Origin of the sequence: Thermosynechococcus sp. B3, from assembly GCF_030323045.1 — a bacterium.
Taxonomy (GTDB): Bacteria; Cyanobacteriota; Cyanobacteriia; order Thermosynechococcales; family Thermosynechococcaceae; genus Thermosynechococcus.
Genome location: NZ_CP097584.1, coordinates 2,235,332 through 2,259,244 on the forward strand (window position 1 = coordinate 2,235,332; position 23,913 = coordinate 2,259,244).

21 protein-coding genes, 2 tRNA genes and 1 other RNA gene are annotated in these 23,913 nt (G+C 53.9%); 13 read left to right on the forward strand and 11 right to left on the reverse strand.

Going from position 1 to position 23,913, the window contains the following annotated elements:
• Positions 1-106 precede the first annotated feature (106 nt).
• From M0646_RS11065 to ssrA, 3 genes are all read left to right on the forward strand, one after another.
• The gene (locus M0646_RS11065) at positions 107-871 is read left to right on the forward strand and encodes a TPM domain-containing protein (RefSeq protein WP_399363249.1); all 765 of its coding nucleotides are present in this window, start codon (positions 107-109) and stop codon (positions 869-871) included.
• 85 nt (positions 872-956) lie between these two features.
• Entirely contained in the window at positions 957-2,657 is a 1,701-nt protein-coding gene (locus M0646_RS11070; protein ID WP_286625720.1) for an ATP-binding protein, read from the forward strand.
• Between the two features lie 54 nt (positions 2,658-2,711).
• Positions 2,712-3,097, forward strand: a transfer-messenger RNA (tmRNA) gene (ssrA, locus tag M0646_RS11075).
• Here ssrA and M0646_RS11080 read toward each other — a convergent pair.
• Positions 3,095-4,897 carry an N-acetylmuramoyl-L-alanine amidase gene (locus M0646_RS11080; protein ID WP_286625722.1) on the reverse strand — a complete coding sequence of 601 codons (1,803 nt, stop codon included), beginning with the start codon at positions 4,895-4,897 and terminating at the stop codon, positions 3,095-3,097. The genes ssrA and M0646_RS11080 overlap by 3 nt on opposite strands.
• A 270-nt stretch (positions 4,898-5,167) precedes the next feature.
• On the opposite strand from M0646_RS11080, the gene M0646_RS11085 reads away from it, so the two are divergent.
• Positions 5,168-5,659: a metal-binding protein gene (locus M0646_RS11085; protein ID WP_286625723.1), complete on the forward strand. Its 492-nt coding sequence runs from the start codon at positions 5,168-5,170 to the stop codon at positions 5,657-5,659.
• Here the strand turns inward: M0646_RS11085 and M0646_RS11090 are convergent.
• The gene (locus M0646_RS11090) at positions 5,656-5,901 is read right to left on the reverse strand and encodes a DUF6439 family protein (protein ID WP_149820848.1); all 246 of its coding nucleotides are present in this window, start codon (positions 5,899-5,901) and stop codon (positions 5,656-5,658) included. The genes M0646_RS11085 and M0646_RS11090 overlap by 4 nt on opposite strands.
• Before the next feature lie 143 nt (positions 5,902-6,044).
• Here M0646_RS11090 and M0646_RS11095 point away from each other — a divergent pair, with 143 nt between their 5' ends.
• Positions 6,045-6,629 (forward strand): GerMN domain-containing protein, encoded by a 585-nt coding sequence (locus tag M0646_RS11095; protein WP_190278078.1) that lies wholly within the window; start codon positions 6,045-6,047, stop codon positions 6,627-6,629.
• Here M0646_RS11095 and M0646_RS11100 read toward each other — a convergent pair.
• On the reverse strand, positions 6,599-7,849 hold the full coding sequence (locus M0646_RS11100; RefSeq protein WP_286625725.1) for an APC family permease: 1,251 nt from the start codon (positions 7,847-7,849) through the stop codon (positions 6,599-6,601). The two genes, M0646_RS11095 and M0646_RS11100, sit on opposite strands and share 31 nt — an antisense overlap.
• A gap of 104 nt (positions 7,850-7,953) precedes the next feature.
• Here M0646_RS11100 and M0646_RS11105 point away from each other — a divergent pair, with 104 nt between their 5' ends.
• The 6 genes from M0646_RS11105 (at position 7,954) to M0646_RS11130 (ending at position 14,482) form a co-directional block, all read left to right on the forward strand.
• Entirely contained in the window at positions 7,954-8,919 is a 966-nt protein-coding gene (locus tag M0646_RS11105; protein ID WP_149820852.1) for a hypothetical protein, read from the forward strand.
• A 62-nt stretch (positions 8,920-8,981) separates the two neighbouring features.
• Complete coding sequence (locus M0646_RS11110) at positions 8,982-9,929, forward strand: F0F1 ATP synthase subunit gamma (protein ID WP_149820854.1); 948 nt, start codon at positions 8,982-8,984, stop codon at positions 9,927-9,929.
• Between the two features lie 91 nt (positions 9,930-10,020).
• Positions 10,021-11,010: a glycosyltransferase family 4 protein gene (locus tag M0646_RS11115; protein WP_286627190.1), complete on the forward strand. Its 990-nt coding sequence runs from the start codon at positions 10,021-10,023 to the stop codon at positions 11,008-11,010.
• A gap of 74 nt (positions 11,011-11,084) precedes the next feature.
• Positions 11,085-12,134 (forward strand): SpoIID/LytB domain-containing protein, encoded by a 1,050-nt coding sequence (locus M0646_RS11120; protein ID WP_286625729.1) that lies wholly within the window; start codon positions 11,085-11,087, stop codon positions 12,132-12,134.
• A 19-nt stretch (positions 12,135-12,153) separates the two neighbouring features.
• Positions 12,154-12,774 (forward strand): hypothetical protein, encoded by a 621-nt coding sequence (locus M0646_RS11125; RefSeq protein ID WP_286625730.1) that lies wholly within the window; start codon positions 12,154-12,156, stop codon positions 12,772-12,774.
• A gap of 109 nt (positions 12,775-12,883) precedes the next feature.
• The gene (locus M0646_RS11130) at positions 12,884-14,482 is read left to right on the forward strand and encodes a hypothetical protein (RefSeq protein ID WP_286625732.1); all 1,599 of its coding nucleotides are present in this window, start codon (positions 12,884-12,886) and stop codon (positions 14,480-14,482) included.
• A 28-nt stretch (positions 14,483-14,510) separates the two neighbouring features.
• Here M0646_RS11130 and M0646_RS11135 read toward each other — a convergent pair whose 3' ends face one another.
• Positions 14,511-15,146 (reverse strand): TMEM165/GDT1 family protein, encoded by a 636-nt coding sequence (locus tag M0646_RS11135; RefSeq protein WP_286625733.1) that lies wholly within the window; start codon positions 15,144-15,146, stop codon positions 14,511-14,513.
• 45 nt (positions 15,147-15,191) lie between these two features.
• On the opposite strand from M0646_RS11135, the gene M0646_RS11140 reads away from it, so the two are divergent.
• The gene (locus M0646_RS11140) at positions 15,192-16,631 is read left to right on the forward strand and encodes a TldD/PmbA family protein (protein ID WP_286649646.1); all 1,440 of its coding nucleotides are present in this window, start codon (positions 15,192-15,194) and stop codon (positions 16,629-16,631) included.
• Between the two features lie 5 nt (positions 16,632-16,636).
• Here M0646_RS11140 and M0646_RS11145 read toward each other — a convergent pair.
• Both M0646_RS11145 and M0646_RS11150 read right to left on the reverse strand, forming a co-directional pair.
• A tRNA-Leu gene (locus tag M0646_RS11145) sits at positions 16,637-16,718 on the reverse strand.
• A gap of 24 nt (positions 16,719-16,742) precedes the next feature.
• Positions 16,743-18,410: a hypothetical protein gene (locus tag M0646_RS11150; protein ID WP_286625737.1), complete on the reverse strand. Its 1,668-nt coding sequence runs from the start codon at positions 18,408-18,410 to the stop codon at positions 16,743-16,745.
• A 113-nt stretch (positions 18,411-18,523) separates the two neighbouring features.
• Between M0646_RS11150 and M0646_RS11155 the strand changes: the two genes are divergently transcribed.
• Positions 18,524-18,597, forward strand: a tRNA-Arg gene (locus M0646_RS11155).
• 113 nt (positions 18,598-18,710) lie between these two features.
• Here the strand turns inward: M0646_RS11155 and fba are convergent.
• From fba to M0646_RS11180, 5 genes are all read right to left on the reverse strand, one after another.
• On the reverse strand, positions 18,711-19,790 hold the full coding sequence (fba, locus tag M0646_RS11160; protein WP_149820867.1) for a class II fructose-bisphosphate aldolase: 1,080 nt from the start codon (positions 19,788-19,790) through the stop codon (positions 18,711-18,713).
• 160 nt (positions 19,791-19,950) lie between these two features.
• Positions 19,951-20,196 (reverse strand): type II toxin-antitoxin system HicB family antitoxin, encoded by a 246-nt coding sequence (locus M0646_RS11165; protein WP_286625738.1) that lies wholly within the window; start codon positions 20,194-20,196, stop codon positions 19,951-19,953.
• Positions 20,197-20,198: 2 nt separating this feature from the next.
• Positions 20,199-21,602 carry a protoporphyrinogen oxidase gene (gene hemG, locus M0646_RS11170; protein WP_286625740.1) on the reverse strand — a complete coding sequence of 468 codons (1,404 nt, stop codon included), beginning with the start codon at positions 21,600-21,602 and terminating at the stop codon, positions 20,199-20,201.
• A gap of 24 nt (positions 21,603-21,626) precedes the next feature.
• Entirely contained in the window at positions 21,627-21,830 is a 204-nt protein-coding gene (locus tag M0646_RS11175) for a DUF2811 domain-containing protein (protein WP_011056228.1), read from the reverse strand.
• 554 nt (positions 21,831-22,384) lie between these two features.
• Positions 22,385-23,635: a Ycf66 family protein gene (locus M0646_RS11180; protein WP_286625745.1), complete on the reverse strand. Its 1,251-nt coding sequence runs from the start codon at positions 23,633-23,635 to the stop codon at positions 22,385-22,387.
• Positions 23,636-23,913: the final 278 nt, after the last annotated feature.

Consider the following 23,913-nt stretch of genomic DNA (forward strand, 5'->3'; position numbering starts at 1 on the left):
GTTTCGCAGCATACCCTTAAGATAATTAAAAAAGATGCCCTATTTGTAAATTTTTATTACGATGCTTCAACAAGTTCGGCGCTGGTTTCGCCAAATTGGTTTAGTGATGGTGCTTGTGAGCTTCTGCTGGTTGGGAGCGATCGCCCCTGCCCACAGCTTCAACAATCCAGAGTTGTTGCCCGCGGAGCCAACCAATGTCGTTGACTTAGCGCAGATTCTGACACCCGTTCAAAAGGAACGCCTTGACAGCGAACTGGCAGAATTTGAAGCACAGACGGGCTGGAAGTTGCGCGTCCTCACCCAGTACGATCGCACCCCCGGCCTAGCAGTGCGGGATTTTTGGGACTTAGACGATCGCAGTATTCTGCTGGTGGCCGATACGCGCGGCGGCAATCTTTTGAACTTCAATGTTGGTGACACCGCCTACCGCGTCCTCCAGCGCACCTTTTGGGTTGAGTTGCAAACCCGCTTTGGCAATCAATACTTTGTCCGTGACAACGGCGAAGATCAGGCCATCCTGCAATCGCTTCATGCCATTGAAACCTGCCTTGCCCAAGGGGGGTGCCGTGCCGTACCGGGATTACCCCAAGAGCAATGGCTTCTCACCCTTGCCACCTCCATCTTTGGCGGCATCATTTTGGGCTTTGTGGCTCGTCCCCGCCGTGCGGATCAAAAAGTGGCTTGGACGTGGATTCTCCTCTTTTCGCCCCTGTGGGGGATGCTTTTCTTTGCCTTTGGCCTTGGTCCTGTTCTAGTGCGCACCCAAGAATGGCTACCCGTTCTGCGCAATGTTGCTGGTTTTGCCTTGGGTGCCATTGTTGCCTTTTTAATTCCTGCCCCCAGTGGGCCGCCGCCAGTGCTTGAGGAATAGGCACCTTGCAGACCCTTGATCAGAAAATCGCGTAGGATTGGGGTTAACTACACTACACCCTTGGTTGGGGAACCCGTCCCGTGCTATGAATAGTCATCATTCCTCGCGTCACATTGTCGGCATTGTCAAAGGCCCCGGAGACAGCGGTAGCGAGTACGTCTTTATTACTGCCGATGCCCAGCCTGTGCGAATGGGTGAATTTGTCTATTATGAGTTGAGCCATTCCCCAAGTGTGGCCTCAAACTCCCATGCTGCTGCTGTTCACCAAGTCTTGGGCAAGATTACTGGCTGCCGTCTGATTGAGCATCTACCGGATCGGATGTTTGCTGATCACGAACTGAATCCCGGTGCGGTGGCTGCCCTGATTGGTTTTACCTGTGAACCGGCGGAACTCTACGAAATGACCGTAGAAGTGATGGGGGAATTTCATGAGGTCTTTGGCTTTAATAATTTGCGGCGGCTTCCCCTGCCGGGTGCCAAGGTCTATTTAGCTGACGATGCGCTGTTGCGGCATGTCCTCAATAAGAAAAAGCCAGAGGAGGTGGGGGCTGCCCATATCGGTTCACTGTTGTTGCGGCAGGAGGGTGCTGTGCCCATTGCCCTCGATGTCAAGGAACTGGTGAGTACGCATGTGGCCATTCTAGCCGGCACAGGTTCCGGGAAATCCTATACCGCAGGGGTATTGGTGGAGGAATTGCTGTCGCCGAAAAATCGCGCCGCAGTGCTGATCCTCGACCCCCATGGTGAATACCACACGCTGGCGCAGCTGAGGGGACACCCCGCTTTTCAAGGGGCGGATGGCTATCAACCCCAAGTGAGAATTATTACGCCCCAAGAGGTCAAAATTCGTGTTTCTTCCCTAGAGTTTTACGATATTCTGACGCTGCTCCCCCCGATGAGCGATCGCCAGCAGGCCATTCTCAAAAAAGCCTATGACGAAGTACGCGGTCGTTTCAAAGATGGCCGTTGGAGTACCGAAGACTTGATTGCAGCGGTCTATGCTGTGGATCGCGTTGAGGATGAAGAGGGCAATGTCAAGCAGGGTTCCTCGGCTGATGCCTTGGCTTGGAAGCTGGAAAAAATGCAGCGCTCTGACTATTTCCATGCCTACAAGCATTTGCCCCCCTGCGAGTTGTTTGCCCCCGGCCAAGTCACCATCCTGCAAATGAATGAGATTCCCCTTGAGGAGCAGCAGGTGATTGCCACGGCAATTTTGCGCCAAACCAACCATGCCCGCATGAATACCCAAAAAGACCGCGTCTTTGAGGGGGATGAGCAGTACCTCCCCTACCCGGTGTTCATCTTAATTGAGGAGGCGCACCGCTTTGCCCCCGCCCATGAATCTTCCCAATGTAAGCAGGTACTGCGCACGATTCTCAGTGAGGGCCGTAAATTTGGCCTTGGGGTAGGCCTGATTACCCAGCGTCCTGGCAAACTGGATAGCGATGTGCTCTCCCAGTGTATGAGCCAGTTTATGCTGCGGATTGTCAACCCTGTCGATCAAGAGAGCCTTAAACATGGGGTCGAAGCCGCTGGCCGAGATCTGCTCAAGGAACTCCCTGCCCTGAGTAAGGGGCAAGTGATTATTGCGGGTGCCTGTGTGAATACGCCTGTCCTCTGTCGCGTGCGGCAACGCTTAACAACTCATGGGGGTGACACGCTGGATGCCCCTGCCCTGTGGCAAGAGTATTTTGCCCACCACAAACAGTTGGATCGCATGGTGGCAATGGCAGGCCCGGCACCCCGTCCTAAACCGCGAACCATTGGCCGGCGATCGCTTGAATAATTAGCCGTTGTCAACTCCAAAAAAATGCGCTAACTTAGGAGTAGCTCTACACAAGGGGCTGAAACGGCTTCGACGTCCTAGTGAAAGTTGGGCTGTGATGCAGGTCGAGAGTGGGCTATCTCTCGTTAATCCAGAGTCCAAACCAAAAGTAACTGCGAACAACATCGTTCCTTTCGCTCGTAAAGCTGCTGCGGTAGCCTAAGACCTCTAAACAGGTTCGAGCACTCGTTGTCCGACTCCGTTAAGGGCAGCGGGTTGACCCCAACGGATGCGCTAGGCAGTTCTCTCTGGTGGGCTGTTTAGCAAAGACTCTACCAGAGCATCCTACTGTTCGGGATAAGGAACAGTTCCCGCCTGAGGGTCAGAAAGGCTAAACCTGTGAAGGAGCAGTCGATGAATAGCTAGGGCGGACACGGGTTCGACTCCCGTCAGCTCCATCATCTTCCATGCAAAAAGTTCAAAATGCCTTGGGCGATCGCCCGTGCCATCTGCGTCCGCCATGCAGGATTTTGAAAGTTTGCGGCATCCTCTGCGCCCGTGACAAATCCTGTCTCGACAAGGGCAGAATCCATTGACGTATTGCGAATCACATAGAATCGTGCCGCCCTCACCCCGCGATCGCGAATGTTCAAGGAATTGAGAATACTATTGTGAATGGCAGATGCCAAACGACTGGAGCGTCCGGGGGCATAGTAGGTTTCTAAACCATTGACATCGGGGCGAGCCAGACTAATAGCATTGGCGTGAATACTCACAAAGGCATTTGCCCGTGCCCGTTCCGCAATGGCGACCCGAGGAGCCAAGTCTAAGTCAATGTCTGTGGTGCGGGTCATAATCACCTGCACACCTTGCTGCTGCAAAAATTGGGAAACTTGCAGGCTGATATCGAGAACAATATCCTTTTCACGAATGCCGCCAATACCAATGGCACCGGGATCGCGTCCGCCATGTCCGGGATCAATGACCACCACAAACCGGCCGCGGGGGACGGGCTGATTGGGGGGCTGAGGGGTTGCTGTGGGGGGAATATCAATTGGGGTGGGCGTACTGCTCGGAGGGTCATTTGCTCCCTGAATTTGCACCACAAACGCTTCAGCTGACAGGGGACGAGGGCCAAGGATGCGAAAGTTGGGCGCTGGGGTGAGCAGAATCGAGACGGTTTGGTTATCCTCTTGACGAAATTCAATGTTGCTTAAGGGACTACCGGTAACTAGGCGGGGTTCGCGCAGATTACTGTCCAACTGTGCTTGCCGTAGGCGAATGCGATAGCGATTGCCTTCCCAGCCCACGTTATAGAAAAGGGTGCGATCGCCCTGAATCAGCAACTCTCGTCCCCCCAAGTCAACGCGCTGAATCGTTGTGACAGGAGTTTGAGCACTGGCTGCAGGAATCACACTAGGGCGTTGGGACGGTGGCGGAGGTGGGGGTGTAATGGCCGTGGTTGAAGGCACAATCACAAAGCCATCATTACGGGGCGTCACTTGCCAATCGGCATCTTGAGGGTCAATGTCGAGGGTAATTTGGACTTGGCGATTGCTCTGAGTCCGTACCTCTGCCCGGACACGATCCCGACCAAAGCGGCGCAGTTCCAAGCGCCGCGGACTAAAGTTGCGAATCAATTCACTATTGCTGAGGAGAATTTCAATGCGATCGCGCCGAGGGCGGCGAATAGTGTAGCTTCCTTCGGGCAGGGGGCGATCGGCTAGCACTAGAAAACCTGTGGCATCTGCCCGCCAACTTCGCACTTGCAGCGGCCCTGTGGGCGTTACGGGAGGAGCAGAAGGAGGAGACGGTGGGGGTGGCGGCGGTAGCGAAACTGTTTGCTGCTGGGGGGTAGGCAGTTGCACCAACCAGTTATTAGCCGTGACTCCCCGAAAGCGCACCTGCTGCGGGTCAATTGTAAAACCAGCCGCATATTCCACCACAATCCGCGTCGTTTGGGGGTCAAACTGAGCAACCCGCACTTGGCGAATGGCACCACTGTAGTTTTGACTGATCTGGGGGCTACCGAGAACGACACCCGGCAAGTCAATGACAAGGCGGGTCGGGTTATAGACCAACTCAGCACGGGGCTGAACAGCGCGTTCGGTGCGAATTTCTAGTTGATTGGTGGCAGGGTTAAGTCGCCACAATTGTAGACGGCTGGCTGAAGCAGGCTGAGCCATGACCAGTGCAGCGGCAGGTGCCCATAGCAAACTCACTACAGCTCGAAATTGCCAAGAACGCCACGGTTGATCCATTCACGCTTCCTCCACCAGCGATGCACAATACACTGCCGAGTTGGCTAGCCAAGCCGCTCGCTCAAACGTGCTCAGCATACTTGATCGGGGACAGGTATGTGAACTGGCACACCCTGCGATTTAGTTTTGCGCGATCGCCCTTCATCAGATTCAAATTTCAGCTTGGTTCAAGTCCACTTAGACGCACACGGGTGCCAATGAGTTCTCCGATTGCATGATCTAGCCCGTTTTGCCGTAGCTTTGCCCTAGGAAATATCTGCGGAATCCTCAATGCCCAGTGGCCCTACCCACGATCGCCTGACTTGGATCGGCATGCCCCTTGTGGGCTTCACCGCCAGTGCCCTCACCCGTGATTGGATCTGGGGGGCAATTGCCAGCAGTAGCTTTGGTATTGGCGGCTTTCTCCTCAGTCCAGACCTCGATACCGCCTCTTTACCCTACTACCGTTGGGGCTGGTTGCGGGCAATATGGCTACCCTACCAAAAAGCCTTTCACCATCGTTCCTTTTGGACCCATGGCCCAGTGGTGGGCACGGTGATTCGGTTGCTCTATCTCAGCTTTTGGTTGGGGTTAGGACTGGGTCTTGTGGCCGGGGTCGCCGCATTCACAGGCCACCTTTCCCTTGTGCAGGAATGGCTACATCGTTGGCCGGGAATTGACTGGCGCTGGGGAGTTGCGATCGCCCTTGGCCTAGAGCTATCGGCACTGCTTCATGTCACCAGCGATCTGGTGGTTTCTCGGTGGCGACGCTGGCACCGCTAATGGTGGTGCGTAGGGCAAGGCGGCGCACTAATGGAGCGATCGAGCCAACCCACTGCCTGTTGGAGATGCGCCAGTGCCTCAGCATCATTTTCCTTGAGGAGATAGACCAGAGCGGCAGCCGCCTGTTCGAGGGCGCGGGCACGGCGATTTCCTTTGAGGCGATGCCAATCTTGGGGAGCAATCCTAACCGCATCAAGGAGGGCAGTGGCTAGTTCTTCTGCACGGGGAGTCGTTTGCACCATGACTTAAACTTGATCTAAGGGGAGAACTATCCTCTAGTTTAAGCAGTGGGCAACTGCCCCTAAGGCCACAGGCACTGGAACTTTACCCTTGAATCATAGCGTCTAAGGTAAAGGCAGGTGCATCCCGCCAAGGAGAGATCGTGATGGTAGCAAAAGTCACCCGCTCCCGCCCCGCCTTGATTGTGCTGGCGGTTATTGGCCTTGCCTCGGCTGGCACAGCGGCATGGCTAACCTTGAGTCCCCCCCGGCAGGGAGATCCGGTTCCTAATCCGGCGGAAGTTGCCCAGCAGCAGGAAACTCAAATCTTTTGGGTCAAGAATGAAGGGGATAGCCTCGTTTTAGTGCCCTCTACGGTACGGATCAATACCCCGGCAACGCGGCCAGAACTCTTTATTCAATCTCGTCTCGAGCGGCTTTTGGCGGGTCCTGCCAATCAAGATGTCACTACCAGCATTCCGGAAAATACCCGTGTCAATCGGGTAGAAGTCAAGGCCGATGGCATCCATGTGGATCTCTCCCCAGAGTTTACCAAAGGGGGGGGAAGTGCTTCGATGCAAGCACGCCTAGGACAGGTACTGTACACAGCAACAGTGAGTAATCCCAATGCGCCAGTTTGGATTTCCATTGGGGGTGAACCCCTGCGCGTCCTAGGGGGTGAGGGGCTAGAGGTGACGCAACCAATGACCCGGCAAGACTTTCAAACGGCCTTTGCCCTCCGCACCCAGTAGTGCCAAGCAAGTCCAAGAAGAATGAGACCACACCCCGACAGCCACACTTGGACTTCGACCCAAAAAGCCAGCCCTAGACAGCCGATTAAACCTGCAACCGCAAGCCAGCGGGGAAATTGTGGCTCCTTCAGTTGCAGTGTGGCAAGGTTGGTAATGACGTAGTAAATCAGCACGCTAAAGGCACTAAAAGACCACGTAGTTTTTACATTGCCAATCAGGATCAAGAGGGCAATCCCCCCACTCACCGCAAGAATGGCAGCAACAGGTTGTTTTCCTTGGGCTGGAATCTGAGCCAAAATTGCCGGTAAATCTCGCCGTCGCGCCATTGCCAACACCACACGGGAGAGGCCGAGCAACAGATTGAGCAAAATCCCCACCATGGCCGCGATCGCCCCCAGCGTAATCAGAGGCGGCAGCCAAGAGACACTCAATTCACTGGCGACAATCTCTAAAGAGGCAGCCGTGGTCAACTTCCCAGAGCCATGACTCCCCAGAACAATCAAGGCAACACTGAAGTAGAGCAGAACAACAATACCAATGGCTAGGGCAATGGCTCGTGGAATGGTTCGCCGAGGAGTCTTGACCTCCTCCGCCAGCACAGCAATACGGACATAGCCGGCATAGGCGACAAAGAGCAGTGCCGTTGCTTGGAGAAGATTCTTGAGCGAGAGTGGTTGCGATGCTGCCGACCAAAGTAGCCCTCCCTGTTGTTGGACGTGGCCAATGCCGACAAAGAGCAACAAACTGGTGAACGTGACTAGGAGAATCCCCAGATTCACTTGCACCGATCGCCGGATGCCCAAAAGCACCACACAGGTCAAGACCGCCAGTAGCCCCAGAGCAGCCATGATTTGCCAGCGCCCGCTATTGTCCTCTAGGCCGAGCCATTGGAAGAGATAGGCCATAGAGCCAAGGGCAGCAGTGGCTGCAGAAGCCGATTTGGCCAGTAAAAACATCCACCCCGCTGTAAAGCCGAAAGGGGGAGAAAGATAGCGATACCCATACTCGTAGGTGCCCCCACTCACAGGATGGGAGGCAGCCAATTGGGCACTACTGAGGCCATTACACAGCGCGATCGCGGCTGCTAGGATCAGGGCTATCAACACCCAAGGGCCAGCGAGGTCGGTGGCAATGCCTAAACTGACAAACAGACCCGTACCGATCATGGAACCTAGACCTGTTAAAGTGGCGCCCCACAGCCCCAATTCGCGTTTGAGCATTTTAGTCGAGTCGGTCTAGGAACGAACGCCTTCTAGCCTAGAGGATAGGGACGGCGATCGCTATAATTGGAGCAATTCTTAGCACGCGCGCAGGTATCAGGATCATGGCCAGTCCAGAACCCCCTAGCAACCAACCCGACGATCTCCTAGAAAACATCATTACTGATTTGGGTGAGTTGGACGAGCCTCCCGCACAGGATATTGATCTCAACTCCCTGACGGCTGAATTGGAGTCACTCACCCTTACCGCAGAACAGCGGGCGATCGCCCAAAACCAAGCCCTACAGGAGCAAATTAGCCAGCTCACCGCAGAACTGCACAACGTTCAACAGCAGCGAGATCAACTGAGCCAAGACCTTGCTCGCCTCCAGGAAGAAAATGCCACCTTGAGCGGCCTGCGGCAAAATCTTGAACAGGAACTGGCCCAGGCTCTCATTCAGCAAGATGAACTTCAGCAGCAACTGGTGACACTGCAACTGCAAGCCTCCCAGATTCAGGAACTGCAAAGTCAAGTGGCAACCCTGCAATCCCAAGTCTCACAAATTCAAGAACTTCAAGATCAACTTGCCTCACTGCAAACAGAAAAAACAGCTCTCGAACAACAACTTCAGGCGGTATTGGCTGCTTCACCACCCGCTCCTTTGGAGGATACCGCCCTTCTCGGTAATCCCCCAGACGCCGGCCTTGCCCAACAACTGGCGGAGATAACGCGGCAACTCACCCAAGTGGAAAGGGAGCGCGATCGCCTGCAAGAGGAACTTGCCCAAGCGCAAAATGAACTGCTCGGTCTGCAGCACGATTTAGAGGTGCTGCGCAACCAATCCGCAACCGTTGTCCCCACTGAACTCACCCTTGCTGCCCAAGAAAATCGCCAACTAAAGCGACAACAACGGCGGCGTGACACCGTGCTTTGGATCAGTGGCATTGCGGCAACGGTGGTTTCTGCTTTGAGCGTCAGCTTAAATCTGCCGCAGCCCATTGGCCGCATCATTCCCCCTGTCGCCGCTTTGGCAGTTCCTGTGATCACAACGCTGGTTGGTAGGGGTGGGTCAAGTGAAAAGACTGCTTAGGCGATCCCCCTCTGGGCTAAAATCTTAGGGCAGGGACGCTTTGCTTAGGAGTCTAGATTACCGTGCCCAATCTCAAAGCTATTCGCGATCGCATCAAAACAATCAAAGATACCCGCAAGATCACTGAAGCTATGCGCCTCGTGGCGGCAGCAAAAGTTCGCCGTGCCCAAGAGCAGGTCATGGCGAGCCGTCCCTTTGCCGATCGCTTAGCCCAGGTGCTCTATGGCTTGCAAACCCGACTGCGCTTTGAGGATGCCAATTTACCGCTATTGGCCAAGCGTCCTGTGAAGACGGTGGCGCTGCTGGTGGTGACGGGCGATCGCGGTCTGTGCGGCGGTTACAATACCAACGTCATTCGCCGTGCCAAGGAGCGTACCCAAGAACTGGAAGCCGAGGGCGTCAAGTATATTCTTGTCATTGTCGGTCGCAAGGCAGCCCAATACTTCCAGCGCCGTAATTATCCCATTGATGCCGTGTACTCTGGCCTAGAGCAAATCCCCTCCGCCAGTGAAGCGGGTCAAATTGCCAGTGAACTGCTTTCCCTCTTTCTTTCGGAAACGGTGGATCGGGTGGAACTCATCTACACCAAGTTTGTCTCCCTCATTAGTTCAAAGCCCGTTGTCCAAACCCTGCTCCCCCTCGATCCCCAAGGGCTAGAGGCGCCCGATGATGAGATTTTTCGGCTGACGACGCGGGGTTCGCATCTGGAAGTTAACCGCGAGAAAGTCACCTCAACCTTGCCCGCTTTGCCCTCCGATATGATTTTTGAGCAGGATCCCGTGCAAATTCTCGATGCCCTGCTGCCCCTGTACTTGAATAACCAGTTGCTACGGGCACTGCAAGAGGCCGCCGCCTCGGAATTGGCAGCGCGGATGACAGCAATGAATAACGCGAGCGATAATGCTCAAGCGCTGATTGGGACCCTCACCCTCTCCTACAACAAAGCGCGTCAAGCCGCCATTACCCAAGAGATTCTCGAAGTGGTGGCGGGTGCTGAGGCTCTGCGCTAGGAGTTGACCTCTGAAGCTGCTTTTTGTTTCCACTTCGGTTGGCCCTCTAGGCACAGGAAAAGGGGGCGGTGTTGAATTGACGATCCTCAATATGGCTCAGGCCTTGGGCGATCGCCAGCATACCATTCACATCCTGGCCCCCGAGGGTTCCCACTTGCCAGTGGCGACAACCATTGAACCAGTAGCGGGTGCCCTTCAAGTGCCAGCGCAGCATCAAAGCCGCGATCAACCCATTACCCTGCCGGCCAATAGTGTGTTAGCCAATATGTGGGCACGGGTGCGGCAGCTTCAACAGGAATTTGATGTCATTGTCAACTTTGCCTACGACTGGCTGCCCTTTTACCTCACTCCCTTTTTGAGTCGGCCGGTGGGGCATTTGGTGAGCATGGCCTCGGTTTCAGACGTGATGGATCAGGCGATCGCCCGTGTCATTGATGACTATCCGGGAACCATTAGTGTCTATACCCGTACCCAAGCGGCCACCTTCCCCTTTGGCGATCGCTGTGTGTGTTTGGGCAGTGGTCTGGATCTTTCCCTCTATGACTTTTGTGCAGAGCCAGAGGATTCCCTGTGCTGGCTGGGACGCATTGCTCCCGAAAAGGGACTCGAAGATGCTGTCGCCGCCGTCAATGTCACCCGCACCCCTTTGAAAATCATGGGGCAACTGCAAGATATAGACTATTGGCAGCGCATTCAAGCCAACTACCCCAATGCCCCCATTGAATATTTGGGATTTTTCTCCACTCAGGAAATGCAGGCACGCTTGCGGCGGTGTCGTGCTCTCCTACTCACCTCCCGCTGGGTTGAAGCCTTTGGCAATGTGGTCATCGAAAGCCTTGCCTGTGGCGTTCCCGTCATTGCCTACGATCGCGGTGGGCCGAGTGAAATTGTCCGTGATGGTCAAACCGGGTTTCTCATTACCCCGGATTCTGTCGAGGCCTTAATTGCTGCCATTGGCAAGATTGATCAAATTGATCGGGCGGCCTGTCGGCAGCAGGCGGAACAGGAGTATAGCTTAGCTGTTTATGGGGATAGGGTGGAGCAATGGCTACAACGGGTAGCAGTTTCCTCTCTGCCCTAAACCAGCAAATGTTGCATGGCAAATTCCGTGCTCCCCTATACAATAGGCAAGGTGCTAGTGGAGATGACACTTGGATGGGCTGGGTTCTGTTCCAAGGGACAAAGCGAGGACACTCACCCTTGCTCATTTCCTTTACGATGGCTGCGATCGCTAGTGCGGGTCTAGGGTTCTGGTTTTTGCGGAGCCTGTCCCCAACACCGATGGCTCTCTCAGAACCAATGCCTTTACCTGACCCAGTTCAACTTGAACGACCTCTGCCCCGGCCGATTTTGGATGGCCGCGATCCCCTATTAGCAACTGTCCCCAATCAAGCCCCCCAACCATCAGCGGCTACCTCTACCCACGCCAAGGCAATGTTGCCCACAGTGCCCCCTCCTGCTCTGCAACCCGTGCCTCCGAGCCAAGGTCCTGCACCCCAAGTGCGGGTGGCGATCGCCCGCGATCAAAGTCAACTGACCGTTGGCACCGCCGTAGCTACCGCTGTCACCAATGATCAACAGCAAGTGATGACGCAGCTTACCCCTTCCCAAGGGGTCGTGGTCACAGCCCGCGATGGCTTTTTGCTCTGGAATGGCCAACCCCTTGCCCCCTCCCTCTGGATTCGCCCCAGCAATCAACTTGCGTTTGTTGGCGATAAATGGTATCGCGGTGTGGTGCGCCTCATTGCCCAAGGAAACACGGTTACAGCCGTCAATCAAGTGGACTTGGAACAATACCTCGTCAGTGTCGTGGGTTCAGAGGTCTATCCCGACTGGCCAATGGAAACCCTCAAAGCCCAGGCGATCGCCGCCCGTTCCTATGCCCTTGCCCAAATGTTTCAACCCGCTAGCCGCTTTTTTGATCTGGGGAACGACGAGCGTTGGCAGGTGTATCGTGGGATTGAAACCGAGTGGAACACCACTCAAGCGGCAGTCCAAGCCACGCGGGGCATTGTCCTCACCAAAAGTGGACGAGTGATGGTTTCGATGTATGCAGCAACCGACGACATTGTGCGCGATGTCTTTGGCGGGCGTGGCATGAGCCAAACAGGTGCCTATGAACTGGGCAAGCGCGGCTATAACCACCTGCAAATTTTAGGCACCTACTATCCGGGGGCGGGTCTATCGCAACTGCAAACCCAATAACTCTTTGGAGGCCAAGTCCATGAAATCTCCTCTTTTAGCGACTGCCCTTGCCCTGACAACGGTGGTCTGCCTTCAGTACAGTGGGCGAGCAGATTCGCCCTTGACCTCCACCCCCTTCTACGAAGCCTATACCGATGTCCCCATGGTGATGCGAGCCAAGCGCAGTGGCCGCCTTGATCTGAAAATGTCGGAGTGGCTCTTTTCGCCGCAGGTTCCCACAGATCACAAAGCTGCCCTGATCAATGCCCTCGGCTGGGATTTCAACGGCAAAGCCAATGGTCAAGCCTACCGCGCCTATCTTGCCCTAAGACAGGGTACGACCCCTGAAAATATCCCGCTGGAAAGCCTTACCGCCGATGAGTTAATGGCCCTAGGGTATCTCACAGCAATGGACAACTACTTTCAACCACAGCGGGGGATGTCTTTTCTCAATATGGCACAGGAACGTGACCCCGAAAGCTATGCGATCGCGATGGTACGCGGCCTTGTGGAAGCACAAACCCTCTTTGATGTCAGTTGGTGTCAAGTCTGGCAAGCGGTGAATCACGTGGATGAAAATCCGCAACTGAAACGGGATTTACGCCCGAAGGCACGGGAGATTATCCTCAAATACATGCGCTTATACCGTCGGGATTGCTAAGTTTCAGGTTATGGGGTGTATCGAAGAGTTCATTGCAAGAACGACTCAACAAAAAGGCCACCTTGCCTTTGCCAAGGGGTGGGAAAAACTGGCGATTGATAAGTGGAGGATGAATGAGTATCAAGCAGTGATCTCAGCCCTCAACCATGCCTTAGCAATGGATCCCACCATGGCAAGATGTTGGTACCTGTTGGGCATGATCAGTGGTGTTGATAGTGATTTACAACAGGCACTAGCAGCCTACAAAAAAGCGATTGAACTGAGACCTGACTGGCAAATTGGCATTGACTTTCTCAAGTGTACGAGGTACTTGATTTACGTTTATAAAGATGTAGAAGAGCTACAGGATTGCCGTCAAAAAATCAGAGAATCCGTTGCCGAGTTCTATCAAACGTTTCAAAGTTTCTCTTTAGATAAGAAACAATATCTCTCTGAGTGGCTGGGGAATGTGAACACATTTTTACTGCCCTATCAAGGGAAAGAAACCCGCGATGTCCAACAACAGTACGGGCAGATGATCTACGAAATCATGACCAGTGTGATTCCAGCCGCCAAAGAACACCCCCCAATGCCACCAGTGAAGGTCAATGAACCCCTACGGATTGGGTTTGTTTCAGGGCACTTTCGTGCGCATACGGTTTGGAAGTTGCTGCTCCACGGCTGGCTTAAACATCTTGATAAAACACAATTTCAGCTTTATGGCTACTACGTGCGAGATTATCGCGATCGCTGGACAGGGGCCGCAGAGAGCTATTGCCATCGCTTTGTCATGGGCACTAAATCGCCTCAAGAATGGTTTGAGCAGATTCGTGCCGATCAATTACATCTAGTGATTTTCCCCGAACTGGGCATGGATCTGGAACTGATCAAGATTGCCGCTCTGAAATTAGCGCCGATTCAATGTATGTCTTGGGGGCATCCCGACACCTCTGGCTTACCCACAATTGATTATTTCCTCAGTAGTGAGTTGATGGAACCCCCTGATGGCGAAACGCATTACACAGAAAAGCTGATCAGGCTAAAAAATCTGGGGATTGCCTTTAGTCCCCCGCCACCCGATCCGCGATCGCCCATTACGCGGGAGGAATTCGGCCTCAAAAGCGATGCCGTTATCTACGGTTGCCTGCAAAGTGTCTTTAAGTACCTGCCACAGTTTGACCACATCTACCCCGAAATTGCCGCAGCAGTCGGGAATTGCCAATTTGTTTTTATTACCCACTTTATGACCAAAAACAGCCGCCAGCGGTTTGAAGGACGTCTAGAACGAGCTTTTGCTGCCAAAAACCTTGACTATAGGGCGTACTGCTTTTTCTCACGCCCCTTAAACTTCTATGGTTTTACCTCCATGTTGCATTGTCTCGATGTTTTCCTAGACAGCCTTGAATGGTCAGGGGGAAATTCTACCCTTGAAGCCCTCTACTATGCCCAAGTCCCTATGGTGACCACACCAGGACGCTTTATGCGGGGGCGGCATACCGCTGGTATTCTCACACTCCTAGAGCTACCGGAATTAATTGCGCCAGATGTTTCTGCCTATATTCAAAAAGCCATTGAACTGGGTCAAAGCGCTGAGTATCGCCAATTTATCCGCGAAAAAATTCAAAACAATCTGCCGAAGGTGTTCGAGGATCAAGCCGGGGTGCGCTCCCTTGAAGACTTTATTCGCACTGCGGTGCAGGAGTTTGCCACCTCTGGCCGCCTCCTATAACCAATTGGATTCTAGATTCAGAAGCGGCTCAAGAAGCCCTTGGCACCCCTTGCAAGGCGGTAACAATCGCGAAGATTAAAAATAGGGCACCACCGCCCAAGGTCAATGTCCGTTCGGAGATGCGTCCAGCCATCAGGCCGCCGCCTAGAACCGCGATCGCCACACAGATGCCGTGACCAAGAAGCGCGCCGAGGGCAACCCCTAGGGCATGACTGGTGGCAGCAAGGGTAATGGTGGCAATTTGGGTGCGATCGCCCCATTCAGCAATGAAGGTGAGACTAAAAGCCTCCACAAAAGTCGCCCAAGCAGGGTTACTGCCCCAACGGCTGAGATTGGCTTCCGCCTTTTCAACGGTTTCCACTGCCGCTTCACACTCCTCCTCACAGGGGCTATCCCCCATCCGCCAGCCTTGAATCAGCATCTTGAGACCAAAAATGGTGAAGAGCAAAATCGCCGCATAGAAGGTGAACTCTCGCGGTAAAAGTTGAAAGACCTTGCCCACGGCCACTGAAAGCAGTGTCATCACAATTAAAGCCGCCCATGACCCTAGGAAAACCCACCGCTTGCTGTGACGGGTCGCCAAAACCATGGCAATAAAGAAGGTCTTGTCTCCCAGCTCAGAAATCGCGATGAGGGACAGCCCCGCAGTAAAAGCCGTTAGCATAGGAAAGGATTCAAACTTTACCATTCCTTAAAGTAGCACGCTGTCATGACTGCACCGAATCTCACTGCCATCTTGAATCAGATTGATTTACCCCTCGATTGGCTAGGGCTGCGTTACGTTGAGGAGATTGTCACGACTCGCAGTGCTCGGGATGGAAATCCTGAAATGAACCAGCGATCGCGCCAGCGGGGCGTCATGGTTGAGGTGCTCGTCGATGGTCAATTTGCCTATACAGCAACCCCAGATTTGCAACCCAGTGCTATCCATCGGGCGATTCAGCAGGCCTATCAACAGGCGAAAACCGCTGCCCATTGGCGAGTCTTTAACTTTACGCCAGCGGCACGGGGCAAGGGCAAGGGACACTATCGATCGCCCCAGCGGCAACCTTTTGACCAACTTTCAGCCGCTGAATTGAATCACTTACTCCAAGACCTTTGCCATTGGCTCAAGGTTAGTGACGATATTGTCCAAACCCGTGCTTTTGTGCAGACCGTCGAGACCACTAGCCAGTGGTTCACCAGTGATGGCGGTGAAATTGAACAGCAATTTTATCAAGTGCTCACCGATATGAGCGCCACGGCTCAGGGGGCAGGGGTGGTTCAGCAGCGAACCGATCATGGTTGGTTAGCGCGGTGCTATCAAGGGGGGCTAGAGTGGCTGACGGCTGATCAATTGAGCGATCGCGCCCATCACATTGGCGAGCAGGCCGTTGAACTCCTCAGTGCCCAAGAGTGCCCAGAAACAACGACAACCTTGGTACTTGCCCCCGATCAAATGATGCTGCAAATCCACGAGAGCATTGGTCATCCCCTAGAGCTAGACCGCATTTTGGGGGATGAGCGCAACTATGCCGGCAGCAGCTTTATTCGCCTTGAGGACTTTGGGCAGCGGCAGTACGGCTCCCCCCTCTTGAACGTCACGTTTGATCCGACCGTTGCCGGTGAACTGGCCAGCTATGCCTTTGATGATTTGGGGGTGGCGGCTGAACGCATCTATCTCATCAAGGAAGGACGCCTCCTGCGCGGTCTGGGCAGCCTTGAAAGTCAGCAGCGAGCCGGGGTTGCCGGAGTTGCCAATGCCCGTGCCTGTTCTTGGAATCGTCCCCCCATTGACCGGATGGCCAATCTGAATATCGAGCCGGGCACACAATCGTTTGATCAGATTATCGGCAACATCGAGTCAGGGGTGTACATGGAGTCCAATCGCTCTTGGTCAATCGACGACTATCGCCTCAAATTTCAGTTTGGCTGCGAATATGCCAAGCGCATTGAAAATGGCCGCCTGACCCAAACCCTGCGCAATCCCAACTATCGCGGCACCACGCCTGAATTTTGGCACAGCCTCATTGCGGTGGGAGATGTCTCCACCTTTGGCATCTTTGGTACACCGTTTTGTGGCAAGGGAGAACCCAACCAAGCCATTCGTGTCGGTCACGCTTCACCGGTGTGTGCCTTTGCCAATATCCAAGTCTTTGGTGGCGGCTAAGTCAATGGGCGAGGTCAGACTCGAACTGACATGGGGAACCCCCGCTACATTTTGAGTGTAGTGCGTCTACCATTTCGCCACTCGCCCTCAGACTTATTACTATACCATGCTTTAGGACGACTGAGTTATCTCCAGAGCGTGACAAGCGCGATCCACAAGGGTCTGTAGGGCAGGCAGTTGCTCGGTGTGTTCTGAGTAGTACAAATTGGCATTGCCGCGATCGGTGTCCTCCCAAAACTTGGGCTGAGCCTGGCGCAGGCGATCGCAATTTTGCTGAAAGAGACGCTTAAACCCCGCCAAGCCGAGAACCGCTGCATCCTCCACCATATCCTCAACAATCCGCTGCGCAAACTGAGGTTGCTGCCGTGCCAAGTAAAAGAGGGCGAGTCCCATTTGTAGTAGGCGAACCCCTGTACTTTTGCCATAGGGGCGATCGCCATTTTGGGGTTGCCGCAGTTCCGGCGGATTATCTAGGCGCAGCATTTCCTCCAAGAGTTCCAGTTGCAGTCGCTCCTCCCACTGCTGCTCGTTCACCAAGATTAAGACCTTCTTTAGCTCAGCGGCAAAGACATCAACAATGAAATACAGTGCAGGACTATTCTGTGCTAACTCATAGACTTCATTCCCGTAGGCACGTAGATAATTCACACACTTTTGGGTGAGGTGGGGTCGCTGGTAATGCACCAGACTCTCAATAAACCGCCGATAGTGAAAAGCCAAGTTATAGAGATTGCGTGCCTCGTTGTGACGACTGCCGTGTTTAATGGCAAAGCGCATCATTGTATTAAAGCGAATAATGATTAGGTCCAGTAAAATGTCATCCCCCCTACTGAGAATGCGGTGGGCGATCGCGCACATCTCAGAGCCACACAGCGACGCGAGAGGAAACTGCTCCTCCTCCAAAAAGCGCACATAGGCATTCCCAAGGAGCCGAAAACACTTTTGCTCGTAGAAGGTATGGTTCTCTTCAATTTGACCAAATTGATCAAACATGGTCTTGAAGGCAATATCCCCCATCACCGCACCGCTGAGGCGAAAGAAATAGGCCGGGTAGCTGGGTTTGCAACTGATGTAGTGCTGCAGTAGTTCACTGACTACACCAATAATTTCAGCCTGCGCCCCGCGAAACGCCACATAGGCCAGCAAATCATCCAATTGGTTCAATCCCGCGATCAGGTGAGCCTGACTACGGCGCAAAAACTGCGGTTGATAGGACACCCCATCCTTGAGAACAATGCCCAGTCGACTCATGTAGTGATACTGGCGGCGGTAAATTTGCTGAGCCACACTTTCTGGCTGGATGGACTTGAGGATGTAGAAGATGTAGGGTAGTGCCGTCAAAATTGCCAAGGGCAAGAGGCCGTATAAATTCAACAGGATGCTACCCACAGGATGCCTGCCCAAGTCCTGCAAAATCTTGATGTAGAAGATATGGGCACCCCCCAAAACCAGACACCAGACATAGATCAGGCTCGTCCAGTCCTGCATGTACAGTTCAGTAATTTTGGGGATATTTTGCGCCGCAATGGAAATCACAATGATTAACGTGCCGAGGGTGAGGCCAATCACCGAGAGCCACACCTCTGGGGCAAAGCCAGTGTCAAAGGTACCAGCAACCAAGCCAGCAAAGAACCTTGGGGCAGTTGCTTTTAGATGAGCGAGGACAAGATTAGCACTGCTATCCAAGAGGGCAAGGGCAGCCAGACTCAGACCAAAAGCCACCAGCGATCGCGGCAGATGAGGAGTGGTCAAGAACCAGCGGTGGAGTTTCTTCAGCATCTATCCGTTTGAGTCAAGGGTCTCCGCTCCCGACTATGACACACCCGTGCGCAAATTTCCTTTCGCCCCTTTGATCTCTCTGGGAATTCATGCTAGGATATTGTTCTTGACTTGGGCTTGTAGCTTAGTGGATTAGAGCGGCTGACTACGGATCAGCAGGTCGGGGGTTCGAGTCCCTCCAAGCCCGTTGAGTAAAGCTGAATAAAACTATAGAGCTATTATTTTTTATTCAAATCAAAAAGGGTGACCGTAGCCACCCTCTATCACGTTGCTTATCGTTGCTCAGCGATCGCAGAGTGCTTAGACCACCACGGTTTTCTGAGTCACTTGTTTCAGTTCGCCTTTGGCATATTTGGCAGCATAGTCATCAAGGCTGAGTTGCTTGATTTTGCTGGCGTTGCCGGCGGTGCCAAATTGCTGATAGCGATCGGCACAGACTTTTTGCATGTATTTAATGGATGGCTTCAGGAAGTGACGGGGGTCAAATTCCTTGGGTGCCAAGGCGAGAGCTTCGCGCACCGCAGCGGTAATGGCTAGGCGGTTGTCGGTGTCAATGTTCACTTTGCGGACACCGCTCTTGATGCCTTTTTGGATTTCTTCCACAGGCACGCCGTAGGTTTCAGGAATCGTGCCACCGTACTGGTTGATGATGTCAATCAAGTCTTGGGGTACGGAGCTAGAACCGTGCATCACCAAGTGGGTGTTGGGCAAACGACGGTGGATTTCTTCCACGCGGCTGATGGCGAGGATTTCACCCGTGGGTTTGCGGCTAAATTTATAGGCACCGTGGCTGGTACCAATGGCCACTGCAAGGGCATCCACTTGGGTACGCTCCACGAAGTCCACAGCTTGATCGGGGTCAGTGAGCAGCATTGAGTGATCGAGGGCACCTTCAAACCCATGACCATCTTCGGCTTCCCCTTTACCGGTTTCCAAGGAACCAAGGCAGCCGAGTTCCCCTTCCACAGAAACACCAATGGAGTGCGCGACTTTTACCACTTCGCTGGTGACGGCCACGTTGTACTCATAGCTGGCGGGGGTTTTGGCATCGGCTTCAAGGGAGCCATCCATCATCACACTGGTAAAGCCGTTGCGAATGGCGGAGTAGCAGGTGGCAGGCTCGTTACCATGGTCTTGGTGCATGACAATGGGGATGTGGGGGTAGGTTTCCACCGCAGCCAAAATCAGGTGACGCAGGAAGTTTTCCCCAGCATATTTACGGGCACCCCGCGATGCTTGCAAAATCACGGGACTGTCGGTTTCATGGGCCGCCTGCATGATGGCTTGGATTTGCTCCATGTTGTTGACGTTGAAGGCGGGAATGCCGTAACCATTTTCGGCTGCGTGATCGAGCAGCAAGCGCATGGGTACGAGTGCCATAGGGTTATGTCCTCCTTAGTAGAGCGGATGTATCGCTTCGTTAACCTTACCGATAATCTTAGGCTATGTTTGCTCGTTTATGTTACAGGGGAGCGATCGCTGGCCTATTGAGAATACAGTCCTTGTTCTATAGATAAGGGGTACCCAAAGAGGGTGAGATTCAAAAAATCTCCCGTACGGGAACTTCAATGCCGTTAATCACGGGTACGGCAATGCCCCGCGAGACATGGAAGTAGATCCAATCCTCTAAGAGTTCGGAGAGATGCTCGCGGCATTCAAGCACTGTCTTGCCATGGGCCTTGACCCCCTCAAGGTCTGGAATTTCACCGTAAATCAGTCCATCCTCTGCATTGAAGTGATAGATAGCCCGCTCAAGAGCCGCATTCATATAGTCCGACAGCGACATCCCTAGGGCTGGCCTCCTGAAAGGTAGGCAGCAACAGCAGCAGCGGTTCGATTGCCATGTTCAACACGATCGCCCAAGGCGACACCCTCAGCATAGTTACTACACAGGAAAAGGCCGGGGGTTTGACTGAGGGCATGGGTCACCTGCTGCCACTGCTCAGGGTAGCCGACAATATATTGGGGAATCGCCCGTCGCCAAACCTTCATACCGAGTAAGCGTGCCTTGGCTGCAGGTAAATCAAGGAGTCGGCTCAAATCCTGCTGCACCTGCTGGACAATGGCTTCTTCGCTGAGGCTAGCCAAATCAGGATCCGTGGCACCGCCAATAAAACTCGTAAAGACTTGCCAACCGGCGGGAGTGCGTTGGGGAAAGAGACAGGACGACCAAATGGTGCCAAGGGTGCGGATGCCCTGACCGCGAGGAATGAGTACCCCAAAGCCGGGGCGGACACTGCGCCCGAGTCCAGCGGGGTAGGCCAAGACCACACAGGCCACGGTGGGATAGGGGATGGTAGCCAAAACACGGGCGATCGCTGGTTGAAAAGGTGCTACCAACTCTGCAGTTTGATAGGCGGGCGTTGCCAAGACCACACTGCGGGCGTGCCACGTTTGCTCACCACTGCGCAGCAGGTAGCCACCCTTGGATTCTGGGGTAATTTCCTGAACCGGGGTTTGCAGGTGAATCGGTGCCTTCAATTGTTGGGCGATCGCCCGAGGTAGCACAGCCAAGCCTTCCTTAAAGGAGCCAAGTTCCCCCGGTCGCATCTGCACACCCGTAGGCGGCTTCGGTTTAGGGGCTTGTTGACGCCGTAGGCGCAGGGCACCAGCAATGAGGCCACCCCCGAGTTTTTCCAGTTGGGCAATACGACGAAAAGCAGCAGCGGCACTCAGTTGTTGTGGATCACCCGCATAAACCCCAGAGACAAAGGGCGCCACCAGCCGTTCAGCCACCTCTTGCCCCAAATGGCGACGGAAAAATGAATGAACTGATTCATCGCCACTGCCCAGATAGGGGGGCACAAACCCAAGGGCACCAAGGGCTGCCCGCACTTTTCCCCAAGGACTGAGGAGATTTGAGGTGGCTAAGGCAAGGGGACGGGTGGGTTCTAGGGGGTAGAGGTGTCCCCGCCAGTAGATGTAGCGCGGTAGGTGGCGATCGCCCCGAATCAGTTCCGACTGCAAGCCCAGCTCAGCAATGAGTTGTAACAGGGCAGGGGTCGGTGCAAAGCTATTGGGGCCCAGTTCCCAAACAAAGCCCTCCGCTGCTTGTGTCGTAATATTCCCCCCAAGGCGATCGCTGGCCTCTAGGAGAACCACACTGTACTGGGGGGCGCTTTGCTGCAACCGCCAAGCCAGACTTAGGCCACTGAGGCCACCACCCACAATTGCGACATCTACTTCACTCACCCGTTTTGCTACCCTCCAACGTGTTTAGGATCGCTTGAACAACGAGTCGAGATAGACCCGTGCCGTGCGGCGATCGCATTCTCCATTTTGCAGCAAAAAGAGGGACAGTGCGGCCACAAAGACGCGATCCTGATCCCAATCGGGATGCCGCTCGAGGTAGTATTTCAGGGTCTCGTGTAGCTCCTCTGGAATCTCGGCAAGAATACTAATCGTGGCTTGAGCGTTCATACCGTGAGTTACCTCAATAAAACCAAGACAAAATTGCAGGCGCCATCAGCTCGCCCTGGGTAAACCTGTGGAAAACTCCCATAAAAGTTCTGACCAAATCCCCAGACCCCTGACTCAGAGCGGGATTTAGCCCTACATTCACAAGGTTTCAGAGCAAGTGAATCTCTATCCGTGGAACTCCATTGTCTGGGTTGTCTTGGGGTCTGTCAATCCTTGTTTTCACCCATCTTGGCGATCGCAATCCACGACAGAATAAGCGTTTCCGGACTTTTGGCGCTCCTTGCATTTTCCCCAAGGCTCCAGCAGCAGTTATCCCCAGAAATGTCTTGAAATCCGATCACACCGTCAAGGCCTGTGGAAAACTTTGCCCCAATCTGTGGAAAACCTTGGGAAAATTGGGGAATTTTTGGGGAAAGTTAGGGGAAAATTAAGGTTCTATTAAGGTTCGCTTCAGAGAAAATAAAAGCAGCAAAAGTCAGGGATTCATGACTTTATTAACTTTTGCGGGATTCGCGGAGCGATAAGTCCTGCCCTGTACCCGATGGCGTGAGAGGTCATAGACGGGCTTCAGGGGGCGGCCAGTCATCATCTTCAGGGGGAGTATGTTCTGGATTTTCGATGGTTGTCCCCTCTGATATTCCCTCATCCTCAATATCACTACTTTCGGGAATATCCCCTAGGAGATCGGCGGCAGCGGTGCGCGATTCTGGCACTGGAGGCAGCGTTTCTGTCGGTTCAGCATCGGGAGCAGATTCAGAGACTAGAGGCGGTTCAACCACTCCTTCAGAGGTCGCCGTCGGTTCTGGAGTCTCAACCACTGTTTCAGGAACTGCCTGTTCTGCCACTGGCTCAGGAGTTGCCGTGGGTTCTGGGGCATCAACGACTGTCTCAGGGGGCGTCACTGCTGCCGTTTCAGGAGGGGCTGGTTCTGCCACTGCCTCAGGAGTCACCGTGGATTCTGGAGTCTCAATTGCCGTTTCAGGAGATGCGTGCTCTTCTGGTGCTTCGGCGGTCACTGTGGGTTCTGGAGCGTCAACTGTTGTCTCAGGAGGAGCTGGTTCTTCTGAAGCAGTAACCGTTGCTGGTTCTGACTCCTCTGGGGTACTGGCAGTGGGCGGCTGCGGCGTTTCAACACTAGGGGTTTCTGGGGGAGTCATTTCGGCAACCCCTTCGGACGGCAGATCAGCCGGTGCGTCTGTAGGAGTGTCTGCGGTGGGACTGGCTGTTGTTTCTGCGACTGGCGCTGGTTCAGCAGATTCTTCTGGGACTGCGGCAGCTTCCTCAGTGGCTGGGGTGGGTTGTTCGGCAACGGTACTGGGGGTGCTGGTTTCCCCTGTCCACAGATCTTCTTTAATGTCGCCAGTATCCATCGGCGGTGGTGGGGTATCCACAGGAAGCTGGGGGCGATCCGGCTGTTTCTGGAGGCGATCGCGCAAGCTACTGATGAAGCCTTGCAGTTGCTCACCGATTTTTGCAAAGGTACCTTCGGGCAGCAGAGACTGGACTTTTTGCCAGAGGGCTTGAGCTTTTTGGGTGTCGGTGCGATCGCCCGGGTAGGTGAGTTGCCAGCGATAGCTGAGGGTCTGCCAACCCAACCAGAGAATTAAGGCCACTGCGGCTGCTGTTCCTAGGAGCAATCCACCGCCAATGCGATCGCCATAGATCCACAGAGTCAGGGCAAAGAATAATCCCGCGCCACTGGCCACCAGATCAAACCTACGGTACAGTTCCGGCAGGAAGAACCCCAACAGATACAAGCCTAAACTGGCGATCGCCATACTCCAAGCCAGCAAGTTCGTCAGCATTCCCAGTCCTCAGAAAGATAACGGCACACCGACAAGGCGGTATCAACCTTCTACCTTACACCGCACTGAATTTGTCTCTGCTAGAGTTTATTCTTTGTCGAACTGCTGATCCCCAAGGAAGAGGGTGCCACGGGCTGAATAAACTGTTTGCAAAAAATTTTTGGCTCAGAGTGACATATTTGCCTTGGATCTGCCAGTATTAGCCCATGAGGATTGAGGGTGACCTGCTATGATGAGCCTAAGGATTTATGCCTATTGATACTAATCTATTGATATTA